The 17,592-nt window shown below is 53.9% G+C and carries 15 protein-coding genes; 9 read left to right on the forward strand and 6 right to left on the reverse strand.

Annotated features, from left to right (window positions below; translation table 11 throughout):
• Positions 1-10: 10 nt before the first annotated feature.
• On the forward strand, positions 11-280 hold the full coding sequence (locus O1V65_RS06545; RefSeq protein WP_017491292.1) for a cupin domain-containing protein: 270 nt from the start codon (positions 11-13) through the stop codon (positions 278-280).
• On the opposite strand, the gene O1V65_RS06550 is transcribed toward O1V65_RS06545, so the two are convergent.
• The 6 genes from O1V65_RS06550 to O1V65_RS06575 form a co-directional block, all read right to left on the reverse strand.
• Positions 277-2,379: a peptidase domain-containing ABC transporter gene (locus O1V65_RS06550; RefSeq protein WP_017491293.1), complete on the reverse strand. Its 2,103-nt coding sequence runs from the start codon at positions 2,377-2,379 to the stop codon at positions 277-279. The two genes, O1V65_RS06545 and O1V65_RS06550, sit on opposite strands and share 4 nt — an antisense overlap.
• Positions 2,376-3,659 (reverse strand): HlyD family secretion protein, encoded by a 1,284-nt coding sequence (locus tag O1V65_RS06555; protein WP_017491294.1) that lies wholly within the window; start codon positions 3,657-3,659, stop codon positions 2,376-2,378. The genes O1V65_RS06550 and O1V65_RS06555 overlap by 4 nt, the downstream gene beginning before the upstream one ends.
• A gap of 133 nt (positions 3,660-3,792) precedes the next feature.
• On the reverse strand, positions 3,793-4,011 hold the full coding sequence (locus O1V65_RS06560) for a hypothetical protein (protein ID WP_017491295.1): 219 nt from the start codon (positions 4,009-4,011) through the stop codon (positions 3,793-3,795).
• 706 nt (positions 4,012-4,717) lie between these two features.
• Positions 4,718-4,885: a hypothetical protein gene (locus O1V65_RS06565; RefSeq protein WP_017491296.1), complete on the reverse strand. Its 168-nt coding sequence runs from the start codon at positions 4,883-4,885 to the stop codon at positions 4,718-4,720.
• A gap of 342 nt (positions 4,886-5,227) precedes the next feature.
• A complete protein-coding gene (locus tag O1V65_RS06570; RefSeq protein ID WP_017491297.1) occupies positions 5,228-5,395 on the reverse strand; it encodes a hypothetical protein in 168 nt (55 codons plus the stop codon).
• A gap of 467 nt (positions 5,396-5,862) precedes the next feature.
• Entirely contained in the window at positions 5,863-6,066 is a 204-nt protein-coding gene (locus O1V65_RS06575; protein ID WP_038327914.1) for a hypothetical protein, read from the reverse strand.
• A gap of 536 nt (positions 6,067-6,602) precedes the next feature.
• Here O1V65_RS06575 and O1V65_RS06580 point away from each other — a divergent pair.
• From O1V65_RS06580 to O1V65_RS06615, 8 genes are all read left to right on the forward strand, one after another.
• Positions 6,603-8,063, forward strand: a complete 1,461-nt coding sequence (locus tag O1V65_RS06580; protein WP_084912731.1) for an NAD-dependent succinate-semialdehyde dehydrogenase — start codon at positions 6,603-6,605, stop codon at positions 8,061-8,063.
• A 608-nt stretch (positions 8,064-8,671) separates the two neighbouring features.
• Positions 8,672-10,144, forward strand: coding sequence for an aldehyde dehydrogenase family protein (locus O1V65_RS06585; protein ID WP_017491300.1), 1,473 nt, complete (start codon positions 8,672-8,674; stop codon positions 10,142-10,144).
• A gap of 51 nt (positions 10,145-10,195) precedes the next feature.
• Complete coding sequence (locus O1V65_RS06590) at positions 10,196-10,864, forward strand: haloacid dehalogenase type II (RefSeq protein WP_017491301.1); 669 nt, start codon at positions 10,196-10,198, stop codon at positions 10,862-10,864.
• Positions 10,865-10,935: 71 nt separating this feature from the next.
• Positions 10,936-12,213, forward strand: a complete 1,278-nt coding sequence (locus O1V65_RS06595; protein WP_017491302.1) for an NAD(P)/FAD-dependent oxidoreductase — start codon at positions 10,936-10,938, stop codon at positions 12,211-12,213.
• 85 nt (positions 12,214-12,298) lie between these two features.
• The gene (locus tag O1V65_RS06600; RefSeq protein WP_084912729.1) at positions 12,299-13,906 is read left to right on the forward strand and encodes an ABC transporter substrate-binding protein; all 1,608 of its coding nucleotides are present in this window, start codon (positions 12,299-12,301) and stop codon (positions 13,904-13,906) included.
• A gap of 13 nt (positions 13,907-13,919) precedes the next feature.
• Entirely contained in the window at positions 13,920-14,873 is a 954-nt protein-coding gene (locus O1V65_RS06605; RefSeq protein ID WP_017491304.1) for an ABC transporter permease, read from the forward strand.
• Positions 14,874-14,898: 25 nt separating this feature from the next.
• Complete coding sequence (locus O1V65_RS06610) at positions 14,899-15,768, forward strand: ABC transporter permease (protein ID WP_084912728.1); 870 nt, start codon at positions 14,899-14,901, stop codon at positions 15,766-15,768.
• Positions 15,765-17,486, forward strand: a complete 1,722-nt coding sequence (locus O1V65_RS06615) for an ABC transporter ATP-binding protein (RefSeq protein WP_084912727.1) — start codon at positions 15,765-15,767, stop codon at positions 17,484-17,486. The genes O1V65_RS06610 and O1V65_RS06615 overlap by 4 nt, the downstream gene beginning before the upstream one ends.
• Positions 17,487-17,592: the final 106 nt, after the last annotated feature.

Consider the following 17,592-nt stretch of genomic DNA (forward strand, 5'->3'; position numbering starts at 1 on the left):
GGGGTAGACGGTGGCCAATCAACAGCGGCTGATTGCCGAGCCGGGTGATGCGGTGTTTGTGACGACGGGAACCGTCCATGGTTACCCGTTGAACTTTCACTTCACGCGTTTTATCGGCTTCCTGCCGGCCACGGTAGTCGAAAACTTCTTCCGTGTGCTGGGTGGCCCCTGGGCTGAACCGGTATTTCCGCACCGCCCGGGCGAACTGCATGTCGAACGGGTGATGGCTAAACTCGACCCGCTCGACCTTCATCTCTGCGGCGAGCGTCCGCAGCGTTAGCTTCCCAGCACAATCACGCGATCGGCGGAGGCTATTGTTGAAGGACGGTGGGCGATGATGACACGCGTAACCTTTAGCGCAGCAATCGAGGCATTAATGTGTGCCTCGTTTTCAACGTCAAGATGGCTGGTGGCCTCGTCGAGGAACAGAATGCTCGGTCGGCGGTACAGCGCACGCGCAATCAGCAGGCGCTGTTTCTGGCCACCGGACAGACTGCCGCCCAGTTCACTTATCAGCGTTTCATAACCCATCGGCATCGCCATGATATCGTTATGAATATTACAGCGCTTGGCGCAGTCGATCAGGTGTTCGGGATCGTTCTGTTCTTCAAAGCTGGCGATGTTCTCGGCGATGGAGCCGGCGAACAGCGTATCGTCCTGTAATACGCAGGCGATGCAGGCGCGGTAATTGTTGACGCCGGCCTTGCTGATGTCTATCCCGTTGAGGCGCACCTCGCCCGAGGTTGGCAGCAGCAGCCCGGAAAGCAGCTTCATCAGCGTGGTTTTTCCCATGCCCGAAGGGCCGGTTATCGCCACACTTTCACCTGCCGCGACGTTAAGAGTGAGCTCTTTAATCAGCGGCGCGGACAGCACGTCATACTGGAAGGAGACATTATGTACCTCCAGCGCGGCGGGCTCTCCCTGGCGTAGCAGGGCGCGCTCGGTAACGTAATGTTCCTCGTCGGTAAGGGCAATATCGGCGATACGCTCAGAGTGTAGAGACAGCATCCGCAGCTGCAACACCATGTTCAGCAGGTTCGCCGCTCTTTCCGAAAACTGTCCGCGATAAGTGTTAAAAGCCACAAACATACCCAGCGTCATGTGGCCATCAATCACCTGATTCGCTCCCAGCCACAGCAGAACAATCTGGTCGAGGGTGGCTATCAGAGTGTTGCCACCCTGGAACATCATCTCGTAACGCGTCTTACGCACGGTCGCGTTAGCGGTGTCGATATTCATATTCAGCCAGCGCTGCGCACGATTGGAGGACAGGCCAAGCGCCTTCAGCGTGCCCATGCCGTACAGCGTTTCCATAAAGTGCGAGCTGGCGCGTGCGGTCTTCACCAACTGCTCCTCGGAAATCTGCCGATAGGTGGAGTAGGTACTGAGTCGGAACAGGCAGTAAAGGGTGGTGAATCCGAGGATAACCCACACCAGCCAACCACCGTAAAGGATCATCATCACTATCAGACCCACCGACATGATGCCGTCCATCAGGCTGTTCACTACGTTCGAGGTCAGCGTGCTGCGCAAGGTGTCGAGCGAAACGAAGCGGGACTGAATGTCACCGAGTTTGCGTTTCTCGAAATAGGCCAGCGGCAGGGCGAGCAGGTGGTCAAACAGCCGGGCCTTCCACTGAACGTCAATTAGCGTGGTCATCACCAGCTGGGTCCAGGATTTAAGGACGCTGATGCCGGTTCGAAACAGCACGAAGAACAGCAGGCCCAGGCAAATGAGCGTGAGCAGATTGGCGTCCTGCGCCGGAATAACGTGGTCCATGACCAGCTGCATGCCGACCGGCAGAAGCAAATTCACCGACTCTATCAGCAGCGAGAAACAGAACAGCTTAGTGAGGGTGCCGACGATGCCGCTGACGTTACTGGCCATACGACGCAGGTTGAGGCGGTTAACGTTTTTGGTGTGGCTAAAGTCGGCATCGGGCCAGACTTCGAGCGCGATGCCGGTGAAGTGGGCCGACAATTCCTGCAATCCCAGCACGCGTTTGCCGAAACCGGGATCGTGGATAACGATGCGACCACGTTTGACCGAGATAAGCACCACAAAATGGTTCATATCCCAGTGCAGAATACAGGGCGTTTTCAGCTCGGTGAGTTCGTCGAGGTCCAGGCGCAGCGCGCGTGACTTCAGATTCAGCTGCTGGGTCACGCTCATTAACGTTTTCAGGGTCACGCCGCGCGTCGAAACATCAAACTGCTGGCGCAGGCTCAGCAGATCGGTTTGCATGCCATAATATCCGCAAATCATCGCCACACAGGCCAGACCGCACTCTGCGGCCTCGGTCTGGATTATCTGTGGCACTCGGCGGCGGAAGCTAAAATGTAACTTTTGTACGAGTTCGTCCAACGGCTCTGTGTTCATTCAACCGGTCCTGTAATGCTTTTCTTCAGGCTGTAGTATGGGGAGAGCATCCATTGATACAGCGGGCGTTTTTCGAGAAACAGGGTGGTTTCAGCCTGCATTCCGCTCGACAAGGCTAAAGGTTGGCCGTGCCAGGAGAGCGTGCCTCGCTTCAGAGCGACGATGGCCTTGAAATAGCTGCCGTCGACGGCGCCGGTGCTCATGCGCGGCGCGCTAACGTAGCCCGACATCTCTTTTGGCGTGCTAGGGGCGCTGGCAACCGAAATTATCGTGCCGGGAAATTGGCCATATTTCTGGAAAGGGAATGCGGCATAACTGACATTTATGGTCTCACCCAACTTGACGTAAGGACGACTGGCATCCGGCACCCAGGCGACCAGATAAAACGCATGCTCGCTGTCTGGCACCAGTTGTACCAGACTATCCCCGGTATTAACCATCTGGCCGGGAGTCACGCTCAGTGACGAGATATTTCCCGCCGTGGGGGCGGTGATCATAATCAGATTTCGGGCATTAGCCTCTGCCAGTTCGCGATCCAGACCTTGTTGCTGGTAGATTGATTGGGAAATCTGATTGTCAAACTCTGCGGCCTTAGTCACTTTCTGGCTCTGCAAATTGCTGATTTGCAGAGACTGCTGGACCACCTGCGCGGTGAGATTCTGATAGGAACTCTGCTGCTGGTAATACAAGTAACGCTGGTTGTTCAGCTGATCGGAGGTGATTAACCCTTTCTTCAAGGAATCATTATAAGAGGCAAGGCTTTTTCCCATCGACTCCAGGCCGTCTTTTGCGGAAGCGAGCATTTTATTCAGGCCAATCTGCGCCTGCTGATATTGTTCGAGCTGCTGCTGCAGGTTGGCTAAGGTGGCAGCCTTATTGCTGCGCTGCTGGGCCACAATATCTTCGAGCTGCTGTTTCTGCTTATAAATAGCGTCCAGGGTGGAGGTGCTGACATTGCCCGACTGGCTAATCTGGCTGACGTCTATTTGATACAGCGACTCACCGGCTTTTACACGTTGACCGTTTTTAACCAGCAGCTTCGAAATAACGCCCTGCTGGGGAGAAAAAAGGTTAATGGTATACGGCTGAGTAATCACTTCAGCGCTGACGTTTATTCGACGGGTATAGTTGGCAAAGATCAGAAATAGCAGAAGTAAAACCATGAATAGGCTGGTCAGGGAGACGGTAATCCATAGCGGCCAGCCTTTAAGCAATAGCGCCTTGCCAAGCCACTGAGTCTGCTGCTGAGTGGCGACTTCCTTACGGAAAAGTGCGGACATCAAAATACTCTGTCAGAGGGCTTATAAAACCACCTATAGCCTGAACTATAGGTGGAGAATGTTACACGCTGGCCATGCTAAAGAGGACTGATGATTGACCAGTATGTGACATGAATATAATAGGTTATGGATTTTATACCAGAGCTTCTAACGCGCCAGTCACACCCAGTGCGTTCAGTGCGCCGGTCACACCGGTGCCTACATTATCAAGTACGTCAGGAACGGTTGTGGTTACAACGGTTGATACGGTATTCAGAGCAACACCCACGGTATCGGCAACGTTAGAAATCAGGCTCGACAACAAACCGCCACCGGCAACTTGTTCAACTTCGATAGTGTTTAATTCTTTCATAATAACCTCCGAAATTATTGATAAAAGCTTAATAATGATCGCTGATTTTTTTTCAGAGATACGCCAAGGCATCACCTTGCGATCATGGGTTTACTCTACCCTATCTTATTGAATTTGGCTTATTGTTATGTGAGAAAAGTGTAAAATTTCACATATTATATTAATGTCGAATTTTATTCTGCCTTATGAAAAACATGCCACTCAATTGACGCATAAATTTATCTTATTCTTAGCATCCTAACTGAAGGGTTAATCATTAATTTTATTGATAATTCAAATCATTGCTGACTATATGATTTAATTTTATAAAATGGAAGGCTATTTATTGGACGATCGCATAATTGAGTGAAGCAGAAATTAAATGCAATTGTAACTTACTGTTAATAATGAAAACTTTTTATAATGATGTATCAAATCACTGATAATTGATGATTTTACAAGACAGACTGCTGCTGTTGATTTTTTGAGTGCGAAATGGCGGCAGTTTGCTTCTTTGGAATATGAAGAAAATTTTCGCTTCGGGTTTCAGTAAGGGGGGCTGTTAGAGGTCAAAGGAGAGGGCGGTGTCTGACTTAGGCCACCCGCAGCGTTAGCTGCAGGTGGAAGCAATGTCTCATAGGAGGACTACTGGCTTTATTTTTTATCTAAGTGCATACGCAGGTGATAAATTTTGTGTATGAGACATGGGGTCGATCATTCAGACGTGTTAAACAACGTTGCCGAGAACGCTGTAAACGCCTTGCTCAACGGTTTTAACACCATTGCTCAGGTCAGGAGAGATTGCACCGGTAACGCCGTTTACTACGTTGAATAATGTGTCGATCAAACCGCCGCCTGCTACTTGTTCAACTTCTTTAGTGTCCAGTTCTTTCATGATAACCTCCGAAATTATTAATAAAGGCTGAATGGCGCCCTGTGTGGTTGTCACTCATCTTATCTACAGCAGCATTGAGTTTTTTCCCGCAGGACCCTCAATAACTGTATACCATTTCCCGATTTTGGTTGCTAAACCAGGTTGTGGGGGTTAAGAAAAGGTTAAAATTTCTCTTAACACGGCAAACATCGCAGATTCTTCTGTTGTTGACCATGAAGAATCAGGACGTCAACAGAAAATTCACCTGCTACCTGGTGATAACATCATCCGTCCCACAGGTAAGAATTTGTCGTATTAAAAAACTCATAAGCACTATGAGTAGGTTCTATTGCTAATTAACAGCTACAGAGCGAGAGGCAAGTCTGCGTAAGTACCCTGTTCAATGACTTTGACGTTAGTGCTGGCAGAGGGGGCGGCTAAAGAGACGACGTCGTTAACAACGTTGAATACCAAATCTAACGCACCGCCGCCTGCGACGCATTCAGCTTCTTTAGTCTCGAGTACTCTCACAATAACCTCCGAAATTAATAAAAATCACTGTGTTAATTTATCGCCGTGACAATAGATCCCCAATACGTGTAGGGTTATTAATCTGAGTTGGATATTAATACCCATACGTAATCAAGATTGTAATAATTACATTGTGCTACCAAAAATGAGAGTGGCTTACTTTTAATACGCACTGTCGCCCGGCTTTAAAAAATCTTTACTAATATTCATGTTGCCGAAAATTTATGTACATCTGTCATTTAACGATTATTTATGCGCAAAATTCAGGCAGCAAAAATTATCCGTATTAAATTTGCCGAAGTTTGCACAGCGTAATACGCTGCAATTTAGAGAACTACATCAAGATACTTTTGAGGTAACCCCGCCTGCAGTTCAGGCTACAGGCGAGGTAATGTCACATGCTCGTAATTCAAGAAAATCCTGATGGGTTACGAGTATGAAACATGTATTCATGCGTTACTGTTTTATTAGAAAACAGCTTGCAGTGCAGACGCCAGGCCATCAGCGACGCCGTTAACGCCTTCGACAACGCTTTCAACAGCGTTTGGAACAGTCGTTGTTACCAGCTGGTTTACCAGTGGAGATACAGCGTTCGCTACATCACCCAGCAGGCTAGTTAAAAGACCGCCACCAGCAACCTGATCCACTTCAACAGTGTTAAGTTCTTTCATAATAAGCTCCATAATAGTTGAGTAATGTTTATGCATTGTGGCGTATTACGGCAGGAATATAGTGATACCACTCCTTTGTGACCACGAATTTACTTTACCTTATCTTATTGAATTTGGCTCTATTTTGGTAAAAAAAGTGTAAAATATCTCACTTAAAAAAATAAGACGGAGATTATTCTGAAATATAATAATAAACCAAGTTAAAGAGGGAATTGAAGAGTATATTCCTAATCATTGTGAGGGACAGAGAAGACATAAGGTAATTTTACTAATGCAATTTCATTACTATTTATATGCCTTAAGTAAATAAGCATTGTGCTGCTTTCTTAATCGTTTGGCTATTGATTTAGTCAGACTGCCATCTAAATGTAACTTATTTGTAACCGAACGCTGTTTGCAGGGGAGGCTGCGAAATTTCTTTTTTCGTCCGTATAACGCAGAATCTGCTGTCAGCCTGAGCGCATTCCCCACAAAAAATTCCACATTACCGGTAGAGTAATTTGAACCCCCGAGTTACTGCGCTTAGTGGAGAAAACATGCCGCAACTGTCCCTGAAAGAACCCTCTCTTTACCGCCAGCAGGCTTTTATCGCCGGACGCTGGGTGGACGCTCACAGCCATGAAACCCTCGACGTCGTGAATCCTGCTAATGGGCAGGTGATTGCCAAGGTTCCGGCAATGGACCAACAGGACACCCGCGAGGCCATTCAGGCCGCCGAGGCTATTCGTCATGAGTTTGCCGAAATACCGGCAGCAGAACGTGCCGGGATGCTGGAGAGATGGTATCAGCTGATCCTCGACCATACTGAAGACCTGGCGATTATTATGACCGCCGAGCAGGGTAAATCGCTTGAGGAGGCGCGGGGTGAAGTGCGCTATGGTGCCAGCTTCGTCAAATGGTTTGCCGAAGAGGCAAGGCGCATCTATGGCGAAACCCTTCCTTCGCCGACGCGCGACCGCCGCATTCTGGTGCTTAAACAGCCGGTGGGTATCGCCGCCGCCATCACGCCATGGAATTTCCCGATTGCGATGATTACCCGCAAATGCGCACCCGCGCTGGCAGCGGGTTGCCCGATTATCGTTAAACCCTCCGATCTCACGCCGCTGTCGGCCCTGGCATTGGCTGAGCTCGCTTCACGGGCCGGTATTCCGGGCGGCGCGTTGCAGATAGTGACCGGTATGCCACAGGGGATTGGGGCAGAGCTGACCGGTAATCCGCTGGTGCGTAAACTGTCGTTCACCGGCTCGACGCGCGTCGGACAGCTTCTGATGCGCCAGTGCGCCGACTCGGTAAAACGCCTGAGCTTTGAGCTAGGCGGTAATGCTCCCTTTATTGTCTTTGACGACGCCGATATCGACTTGGCTATTGCCGGTGTGATGGTAAGCAAATTCCGCAACGGCGGCCAGACCTGCGTTTGTGCCAACCGAATTCTGGTACAGCGCGGTATTTATGACCAGTTCGCGGCCCGCCTGGTCGAGGAGACCCGCAGGCTCAAGGTCGGTGACGGGTTTGCCGAAGGCACGCAGATTGGCCCTTTGATTAACAAATCGGCGGTAGAGAAGGTCAATCGCCACATTGACGACGCGTTGAGCCAAGGCGCCCGCCTGTTGACGGGGGGGATTGCCGAGAACGAAGGAAATTTTGCCAAACCCACGGTATTGGCCGACGTGAACGCCAGTATGCTTATTGCTAATGAAGAGACCTTTGGCCCCGTTGCGCCGCTGTTCTGCTTTGATAATGAACAAGAAGCCATCGATTTAGCCAACGCCACGCCGTTCGGTTTAGCGGCTTATTTCTTTACCGAGAATTTGCGCCGTTCGTGGCGCGTAGCGGAAAAACTTGAATTCGGAATGGTGGGATTAAATACCGGATCGGTTTCGCTGGAAATAGCGCCATTTGGCGGAATAAAACTTTCCGGAATAGGTCGAGAAGGGGCGAAAGCGGGAATTGAAGAATATCTTGAAATGAAGTCTTTCCATATTGGCGGCCTTAACTAAATCATGACGATTTAACTTCTGCGCATTTTTCATTTTACTCCCCAACACGGCGGCTAACTCTTAACGGGTAGCCGCTTTTTAACCTCTTTAAATACCGACCGCAAAATATCGTGGCTTATCAACGTCTCAGCGCGGGCCGACGCGTCCTTTCTCAGTGCAATCCTATTTTATCTTATAAAATAGCAGGTTAATGAAATTCGCTTCCCGCGTGCCGTTTATTTTGGTGCAAGCGGAGGCGATAAAATCATTCATTTGGTGCAGCAGGTTATCTTTGGCAGCGGGACAAAAATGCAAAAAACGGATCTGTGAAGTTTTGAGCTCCTACACGGCATAAAACGTTTTTTCGGCTGTGCATACCGCATTTTAAATTTTCCGTAATATGGCACGCTTTATGCTTATAAGTATTTAGCCAGTGATAAAAGTGATGTTCTTGGCGGTTTTTCCAGGCCGCAAAGTAATAAATTTATCGATAATGACGTTGAGTGGTAAATAAACAGCTTAAATGCGGCTTGGTTAATGTTTGATCGCTCCGTCATTGGTTAAAAATATTTTCTGCGTCGCCGACGCCGACAAATTTAAGCCCTGTAAATAAGAAGGAATTGTTAATTATGTTGAGTTTTGATCCTGAAAAAGTGCCTTTACCCGCCGGGCACCTGATTGGTGGCAAAATCCACGTCGGCCACGGCGAGCGCATTAGCGTCAACCGCCCCTCCGACGGACAATTCCTTGGCGATATCCCGGACGCTGATGCGGCACTGGTCGACCTAGCCGTCACCAACGCTCATCAGTCCTGGCGGGAGAGTGGCTGGGGAACCCGCTCGCCGCGCGAACGTGCCAGGGTGTTGCGCCGCTGGGCCGACCTGATAGAGGCCAACGCCGAATCTCTCGGCCGGCTTGAGGCGGTCAGTTCCACGCGCCCAATTTATGACGTGGTGAATCACGAAATTCCTTTCACCGCCGAGGCGATTCGCTTCTATGCAGAGTGCTGCGACAAATACAGCGGCGACGTACTGCCAACCCGCGACAGCAGCCTGGGTATGCTGGTGCCTGAACCCTACGGCGTCATTGGCGCTATCACGCCGTGGAACTTCCCGCTGTCGATGGCCTCGTGGAAGCTGGGTCCGGCGCTGGCGGCAGGCAACGCCGTGGTGCTCAAACCTTCCGAACTGACGCCGTTCTCCAGCGTGATGCTGGCCGAGCTGGCGATAGAGGCCGGTTTGCCAGCAGGCGTGCTGAATATTGTGCAGGGCCGCGGGGTGAGCTGCGGCAGCGCGTTGGTCAACCATCCGTTGGTCCGCAAGGTGTCTTTTACCGGTTCTACGGCGACCGGCGCACAGATTATGAGCCAGGCGGCGCTCAACGGCATGAAGCCGGTCACCCTAGAACTGGGCGGTAAAAGCCCACAGCTGGTGTTTGACGACGCCGGTGACCTCGAGACGGTGGCGGCGCGTATCTTCCGCGGTTTTACCGCTAACGGTGGGCAGGCCTGCGTGGCCGGAACCCGGTTAGTGGTGCAGTCCGGCATCGCCGAGGCGCTGACAGGCAAGCTGATTGAACTCTGTGAAAGCGTCGAGCCGGGGAATACCTGGCAAAGCGCCTGCCGCTACGCGCCTATTATCGACGCGCGTCAGGCGAAGAAGATTCAGTCCATCGTACAGACCGCCATTGACGAAGGAGCGCAGCTGCTGGCTGGGGGGGAATTCTTCCCGGATACCCAACAGGGCTACTTCTTTAAACCGACGCTGCTGGCGGGCGTCGGCGCAGACTCTGCGGCCGTGCAGGAAGAGATCTTTGGTCCGGTGTTGACCATCCAGACCTTTGACTCCGAAGAGCAGGGGCTGGCGCTGGCCAGTCACCCGCTCTACGGTCTGGCGGCGGGCGTGCATACCCTCAATATAGAACGCGCGATGCGCGCCATGCGCCGCCTCGCAGCGGGGACCGTGTGGATCAACCGCTACGGGCGCTCGGGCGATTTTATTATCCCTACCGGCGGCTTTAACGGCTCCGGCATCGGCAAAGACCTTGGCCGTCAGGCGTTCGAAGCCTGTCTGCGTTACAAAAGCGTACTGATTGATTTTTAAAACTTTCCACTACATGTCACACGACGAAAACTATCGGAGAAGGGGATTATCATGGCGGTATTCAAACCTAAGTTTATTACTTTCGACTGCTACGGCACGCTGATTAACTTCGACATGGCCGGTGCGGCGAGCGCAATTTTTGCCGACCGCGTCAGTGCTGAAGAGATGTTGGCTTTTACCACCGACTTCGCACGTTACCGTATGGACGAAGTACTGGGCGCGTGGAAACCTTATCCCGACGTGGTGTGTCAGGCGATGGCCCGCACCTGCAAGAAATGGGGCGTGGAATATAAAGACAGCGACGGTGCCGGTATTATGGAGGCCTGTGCGACTTGGGGCCCGCATCCTGACGTGCCTGCCGGTCTGGCAAAGGTTGCCGAGGCGTTTCCTCTGGTGCTGCTCTCCAACACCATGAATGACCTGATTACCCACCACGTGCCGCGTCTCGGCGCACCGATTCATCGCGTCTTTACCGCCGAGCAGGCGCAGTCCTACAAGCCAAGAATGCGCGGTTTCGAATACATGCTCGACGAGCTAGGCTGTGGTCCTGAAGACATTCTGCACGTCTCCTCAAGCCTGCGTTACGACCTGATGACCTGCCATGACATGGGCATCAAAAACAAAGTCTGGGTTAATCGTGGTCATGATCCTGCCAACCCTGCCTACGGCTACACCGAGATTAAAGACATCGGCGGTCTGCCGGGCGTGGTAGGGCTGTAAGTCACGTCACCGTGGCAAAAGGCATGCACTAAACGGCGTGCGGTCAGGAACACATAGGATGAGGCACAGGCATGAAACTTGAATCATTTTGGCAGGCTACGGCGCCGACGTTTACCGGCGCAGCCAGCGGGGAACTCCCGGCGAAGGCGGATGTTGTGGTGGTCGGCGGCGGTTTTACCGGCCTGTCCGCGGCCTATAATCTGGCGCTGGCCGGTGTTGACGTCGTGGTGCTTGAAGCGGGCGACGTTTTGAGTCAGGCGTCCGGTCGTAACGGCGGGCACTGCAACACCGGGGTATCACAAAACTTTGCCTCATTGGTTGAAAGTCTCGGTCTGGAGCAGGCATCCATCTATTACCACGCCTACACCGAGGCGGTAGATTACGTGCAGTCGATTGTCAGAGACGAGGCAATTGACTGCGATTTTATCCGCACCGGCAAACTCAAGCTGGCGAGTAAGGCCAAGCATTTCCCTTCTCTAGTGAAAACCTACGAGCTGCTCAAACGCACCGTAGACAGCAACGTCGAGCTGATTGATGCCAGCCATATTCGCGACGAAGTGGGTTCTGACGCCTTCCACGGTGGGCTGTTGCAAAAGGGCGGCGGTCAGATGCACATGGGCAAGTTTGGCATCGGTCTGGCTCAGGCGGCGGCCGAAAAGGGCGCGGCTATTTATCCGCAGACCCCGGTCACCGGCTTACAGCAGATTGACGGGCACCGCTATCGCGTTAGCACCTCGCGCGGCGACATCGACGCCGGACGCGTATTACTGGCGACAGGCACCTCCGACAAGGGGCCGTTCTCATGGTTCCAGCGCCGTATCGTGCCGGTGGGCAGTTTTATCATTGCCACCGAACCGCTGGCACCCGCCAAACTTCAGGCGGCGCTTATCAACAACCGTACCTATGTTACCTCCTTGAATATCGGGAATTATTTCCGCACCACCGCCGATAACCGACTGATTTTCGGCGGCCGTGCGCGGTTTGCGATTAGCAACCCGACCTCCGATGCCCGCAGCGGCGGCGTATTGCGCACGGGGCTGGGCGAGCTGTTCCCGTCGTTGGCCAATGCCAATATCGACTACTGCTGGGGTGGCCTGGTCGACATGACCGCCGATCGCCTGCCGCGCGCCGGTGAGCATGAGGGGCTGTTTTACTCAATGGGCTACAGCGGCCACGGCACGCAGATGTCGGTGTACATGGGCAAGGTGATGGCGGCGTTGGTGACCGGCAAACCGGTAAGCAATCCGTGGCAGCGCAGCAACTGGGCGGCGATGCCGGGATACTTTGGCAAGCCTTGGTTCCTGCCAGTGGCGGGCCTGTATTACAAAGCCAAAGACAAGGTGTCTTGAGTCGGCGGCACACAGCAATGCACTGGATTTTCTTGATCAAAAACAACAGCTTTTTTCGGTAAATACCGCATTCGGGGAGATTTCAATGAGTAAATTTCGTAAAGAATCAGGTCCAGCAACACCGAAGTCTGCTTCAAATTTTTCTGAGATCAATATCTCGCGCCGCGGCATGATGAAAATGTTCTCCGCCGGGGCGGCGCTCAGCACCGGCATCATCAGCCTGCCAAACGGAGCCTGGGCCGCCGAGGCCACGCCGGTCAAGGGCGGTAAACTGCGCGCCGCGGCCGCTAACTCCTCGGCCGCCGACACCATGGATCCCGCCAAGGCCAACAACAGCGGCGACTACATGCGGCAATATATGTTCTACAGTGGCCTGACTGAGCTGGACAGCAAACTTATCCCGCAGATGGGACTGGCCGAGTCGATTAGCAGCAGTGACGGTGTCACGTGGAGCATCAAGCTGCGTCAGGGCGTCACCTTCCACGACGGCAAGTCGCTTAACGCACAGGACGTGGTGTTCTCGCTGTCGCGCCATAAAGACCCTGCCGTGGCCTCGACCGCGATTTCACTCGCCAAACAGTTTGCCAGCATCAAGGCCGTCGGCCTGATGGAAGTGGAACTGGTACTCGAGCAGGCAAACTTTGACCTGCCGTCTATCCTCGGCACGCCAGCGTTTCTTATCCTGCAGGACGGCACCAAAGATTTCAGCAAGGCTGTCGGCACCGGCCCCTATGTCTGTAAAGAGTTTACCCCGGGAAATCGCACCCTCGGTGAGCGCAACAAAAACTTCTGGAAACCCGGCCTGCCGCACCTCGACGAGGTTGAGCTGCTGGGCGTGACCGACCAGGCGGCGCGCGTCAATGCGTTGCTGTCCGGTGAGCTGCACTTCGTCTCGACCATCAGTTCGCGCGACGTAAAGCGTATCAACGGCTCGGGATCCTGCTCGGTATTGGAGAGCAAGTCCGGCATGTACAGCGACCTCATTCTGCGTCAGGACGCACCGGTCACCGGCAATCCGGACTTTGTGCTGGCGATGAAATATTTGCAGCCGCGCGAACTGCTGCTTAAAACGGCGCTTCAGGGGTTTGGCACGGTGGCCAATGACCATCCGGTTCCACCTTGGCATCCGTATTTCAATAAAGACCTGCCGCAGCGGCCTAATGATCTCGACAAAGCGAAGTTTTATCTCAAGAAGTCCGGGTTAGTGAAGCCGAGCCTAGAAATCGTCACCACCGATAATATCGAAGGTGCGATGGAGGGGGCGCAGTTCCTGCAACAGCTCGGCGCACAGGTCGGAATGAACCTCAAGGTGCGTCGTGTTCCCTACGACGGTTACTGGTCGCAGCACTGGATGAAGCATCCTATTTCATACGGCTCGGTCAACCCCCGCCCGACGCTGGACCTGCTGTTCAGCCAGTTCTACAAGTCAGACGCCCCGTGGAACGAGTCCGGCTGGAAAAACCCGCAGTTCGACCAACTGGTGACTGCGGCACGCGGTGAACGCGATCAGGCCAGGCGCAAGCAGATGTATGGCGATATGCAGGCGCTGGTCTATGACCACTGCGGCACCATTATCCCGCTGTTTATCAGTTCGTTAGACGGCTACAGCAACAAGGTTAAAGGGGTGGAGTCTTATCCCTCCGGCATGATGATGGGCTATCGCTTCAGTGAGTTCGTCTGGTTGGCATCCTAATCTGGAGGCAGTTATGAATCAGCTTATCCTGTTACTTATTCTTCGTCGTATTGGTTCGGGCATTTTGACGCTGTTTATCGTCTCGGCGCTGGTCTTTATCATTACCAGCATGCTGCCGGGCGATGCGGCGCAGCAGCTGCTGGGGCAGGCGGCCACGCCGGAAACGGTCGCGGCACTGCGTGAGCAACTGGGCCTGAATCTGCCGATTTGGCAACGCTATTTCGAATGGCTGGGCGGCATGCTGCACGGCGATTTCGGCAAGTCGTTCGCCAACGGTTTACCGGTCGCCAAAATGGTCGCCCAGCGTATTCCCGCCACCTTCGAGCTGGCCGGGATTACCACGCTGGTGTCGGTGCCGCTGGCGGTAATCATCGGAATTACGGCGGCGATGAAACGGGGTTCGCTGATTGACCGCATGCTGGTGGTGGGCACTATGTCGGTGGTGGCCGTCCCTGAGTTTTTGGTGGCGACCGTCTCCGTTATGGTGTTTGCGGTGCATCTGCACTGGTTCCCGGCGATGTCGCTGGGTTCCACCAATCAGAATTTTCTGGGCTACCTGCAGGCGTACGCACTGCCGGTCTTTACCCTCTGCTGCGTGCTGGTGGCACAGATGGCGCGCATGACGCGCTCTGCCATCATCAACCAGCTCGACAGTTCCTATCTTGAAATGACCCTGCTGAAAGGCGTGCGTCCGCTGCGCGCCGTGCTGCGTCACGCGTTGCCCAACGCGGTCGGGCCGATTGCCAATGCCATCTCACTGAGCCTGTCTTATTTGTTTGGTGGGGTGATTATTATCGAAACTATCTTCAGTTATCCGGGCCTGGCGAGCCAAATGGTCGATGCCGTGAGCAATCGCGACCTGCCTATTGTGCAGCTGTGCGTGATGCTGTTCAGCGGCTGCTATCTGCTGCTACTGCTGCTGGCCGATATCGCCACCATTGCCTTCAATCCGAAGCTGAAACAATAAGTGACTTTCCAGAGGGGACTCAGTGATGCGTAAAACAGTTGTGGTGTTAAAAACGGCGCTGAACTTCTGGCGTTCGTTATCCAACGCCGGGCGAATCGGTCTGGTGATTACCCTGTTCTGGCTGTGCATGGCGCTGTTGGGTGGCTGGCTGGCCCCCTACAGCGTGGAGGACATTGCGGGCGGCGGCATCAACGAAGGCTTCAGCCGCGCCTTCCTGCTCGGTACTGACTACCTCGGACGCGACATGCTGACCCGCGTTCTTTATGGCGCACGCTATTCGATTGGCCTGGCGCTGTCGGCCGCCATTCTGGCCAGCGTCTGCGGCACGTTGCTGGCGCTGCTGGCGGCGATGTCCGGCAAGTGGCTGGAAGAGCTGCTGGGCCGTATCAACGACGCCCTGTTGATTATGCCGGGGAAAATTATGGCGCTGCTGATGGTGGCAGTATTTGGTTCCTCGCTGCCGATGCTGATTCTGACGGCGGTTATCACTTATTGGCCGGGTGCCTACCGTATCGCCTACGCCATGGCCTCGAACCTGCGTTCGATGGACTACGTGCAGGCCGCGCATCTGAGGGGTGAAAGCAAACTCTATATCGCATTAACCGACGTGCTGCCGAACATGCTGCATCCGATGCTGACAGATTTTGGCCTGCGCTTCGTCTACATTGTGTTGCTGCTCAGCGGCCTGAGCTTTCTCGGGCTGGGCGTGCAGCCGCCTTACGCTGACTGGGGCACGCTGGTGCATGAAAACCTTCAGGCATTGTTTGATGGCTCTCCGGCGGTGTTGGTACCGGCGGTGGCGATTGCCAGCCTGACCATTGGCGTGAATCTGTTTATCGACAGCCTGCAAACGCGTCGCGTGATTAGACTCGAACTGGAAGAGGAGGCGGCATGAATACATTTCCCATTCATTCAAAGCCGGGTGTGAAGGACGTAACGCAGGCCACGCGCAACGAGGCCCCTGTGCTGGTCAGCGTCAGCCAGCTTGAAGTGCAGGCCAAAAATGAGAGCGACGAGCAGATTGTGCTGGTCTCTGACATCAGTTTCGACGTGAAAAAGGGCGAGGTGCTGGCCCTGATTGGTGAGTCCGGCTCCGGTAAGACCACCATTGCGCTTGCGCTGATGGGCTATGCGCGTCACGGCTGTAGGATAACGCAAGGCACGTTGAACGTGGCGGGAACCGACGTCACGGCGCTGTCTGCTCGTCAGCTCAGCGAGTTTCGTGGCTCGAAGGTCGCCTATATCGCCCAGAGCGCGGCGGCGTCGTTTAACCCGGCAATGCGCTTGATGGATCAGGTTATCGAGCCGGTACTTATTCACCACACCATGAAACGTGCCGATGCCGAGAAAAAAGCCGTCGAGCTGTTTCGTGAAATGGCGCTGCCGTCGCCGGAAACTATCGGTCAACGTTATCCGCATCAGGTTTCTGGCGGTCAGCTTCAACGCGTGATGGCGGCGATGGCGCTGATTGGCGACCCGGAGGTGGTCATTCTCGACGAACCGACCACCGCACTCGACGTGACCACTCAGCTTGAGGTCCTCAAGACCTTCCGCCGCGTCGTCAAACAGCGCGGGACGACGGCGATTTACGTCAGTCACGACCTGGCTGTCGTGGCGCAGATGGCCGACAAAATACTGGTGCTATTGAAAGGGCAGATTGCTGAATACGGCACCACGGAAGACCTGCTGACGCGGCCTGCGGCTTCCTATACCCGCAGCCTGCTCGACGCGGCGCGGCATAAACCGCGCAACAGCCCGTGGAAACCGGAAGACGCGCCGGTCAAATGTTTGCTTGAGGTGCGTGACTTGGCCGCCGGATACGGTCCGCTGGACGCCGACGGTAAACCTAAAATTAGCATTCTGCAGGACATCAATTTCAAACTCTATCCGGGCCAGGCCATCGGCATTATCGGGGAGTCTGGTTCAGGAAAAACCACGCTTGCGCGGGCGATTGCTGGCATGATTTCTCCCAGCAATGGCTACATTTTGTTTAACGAGAGCTATCTGGCGGGCGAGATGTCTGCCCGCAGTCCGGACGAGCTGCGCCGGGTGCAGTTTGTGTTCCAGATGGCCGACACCGCACTGAACCCGAGTCAGACCATTGCCAGCATCCTGAAGCGCCCTCTGGTGTTCTTCCACGGGCTGCGCGGCAAGGCGCTTGATGCGCGCCTGAAAGAGCTGCTTGATCTTGTCCGCTTGCCGCACAGTATTCTGCATCGCAAGCCCTCGGGGCTGTCCGGCGGTCAAAAGCAGCGCGTCAATTTGGCGCGAGCGCTGGCGGCAGAGCCGGATCTTATTCTCTGCGACGAGGTCACCTCGGCGCTCGACTCGGTGGTTGCCGCAGCGGTACTGGACCTCATCTCCGAGCTGCGTCGCGAGCTTAACGTGTCGTTCCTGTTCATCAGTCATGACCTTCACGCCGTACGCTCGGTCTGTGACGACATCATCGTGGTGAAAAACGGGCAAATGGCGACCCAGGTGAGCCGCATTGACTACGACAAGACTTCCAGCAGCCTGTATTACGAAAGACTGAAAAGGGCGGTGCCAGAGCTGCGGCAAGGCTGGCTGGAGGAGCAGGACGGCAGTACCGAAGAGTCGATCAATGCCGAATAAGCTTTGCATTAATTTCGATAAATCCGCCACTTGATACAGTGACGTAAATCATCTCTATTGAATTAACCCCTTGCACCAGAAGATGCGTTTGAGATAAGGAAAAGCA

The sequence above is a fragment of the Rouxiella badensis genome (assembly GCF_026967515.2).
Classification (GTDB): Bacteria; Pseudomonadota; Gammaproteobacteria; order Enterobacterales; family Enterobacteriaceae; genus Rouxiella; species Rouxiella badensis.

Coding starts and splice junctions, on each gene's coding strand:
- O1V65_RS06560 (WP_017491295.1), bottom strand. CDS start 4,011: ATGAAAGAATTAAACACTATCGAAGTTGAACAAGTTGCCGGTGGCGGT.
- O1V65_RS06550 (WP_017491293.1), bottom strand. CDS start 2,379: ATGAACACAGAGCCGTTGGACGAACTCGTACAAAAGTTACATTTTAGC.
- O1V65_RS06610 (WP_084912728.1), top strand. CDS start 14,899: ATGCGTAAAACAGTTGTGGTGTTAAAAACGGCGCTGAACTTCTGGCGT.
- O1V65_RS06555 (WP_017491294.1), bottom strand. CDS start 3,659: ATGTCCGCACTTTTCCGTAAGGAAGTCGCCACTCAGCAGCAGACTCAG.
- O1V65_RS06565 (WP_017491296.1), bottom strand. CDS start 4,885: ATGAAAGAACTGGACACTAAAGAAGTTGAACAAGTAGCAGGCGGCGGT.
- O1V65_RS06585 (WP_017491300.1), top strand. CDS start 8,672: ATGTTGAGTTTTGATCCTGAAAAAGTGCCTTTACCCGCCGGGCACCTG.
- O1V65_RS06595 (WP_017491302.1), top strand. CDS start 10,936: ATGAAACTTGAATCATTTTGGCAGGCTACGGCGCCGACGTTTACCGGC.
- O1V65_RS06605 (WP_017491304.1), top strand. CDS start 13,920: ATGAATCAGCTTATCCTGTTACTTATTCTTCGTCGTATTGGTTCGGGC.
- O1V65_RS06575 (WP_038327914.1), bottom strand. CDS start 6,066: ATGAAAGAACTTAACACTGTTGAAGTGGATCAGGTTGCTGGTGGCGGT.
- O1V65_RS06615 (WP_084912727.1), top strand. CDS start 15,765: ATGAATACATTTCCCATTCATTCAAAGCCGGGTGTGAAGGACGTAACG.
- O1V65_RS06580 (WP_084912731.1), top strand. CDS start 6,603: ATGCCGCAACTGTCCCTGAAAGAACCCTCTCTTTACCGCCAGCAGGCT.
- O1V65_RS06590 (WP_017491301.1), top strand. CDS start 10,196: ATGGCGGTATTCAAACCTAAGTTTATTACTTTCGACTGCTACGGCACG.
- O1V65_RS06600 (WP_084912729.1), top strand. CDS start 12,299: ATGAGTAAATTTCGTAAAGAATCAGGTCCAGCAACACCGAAGTCTGCT.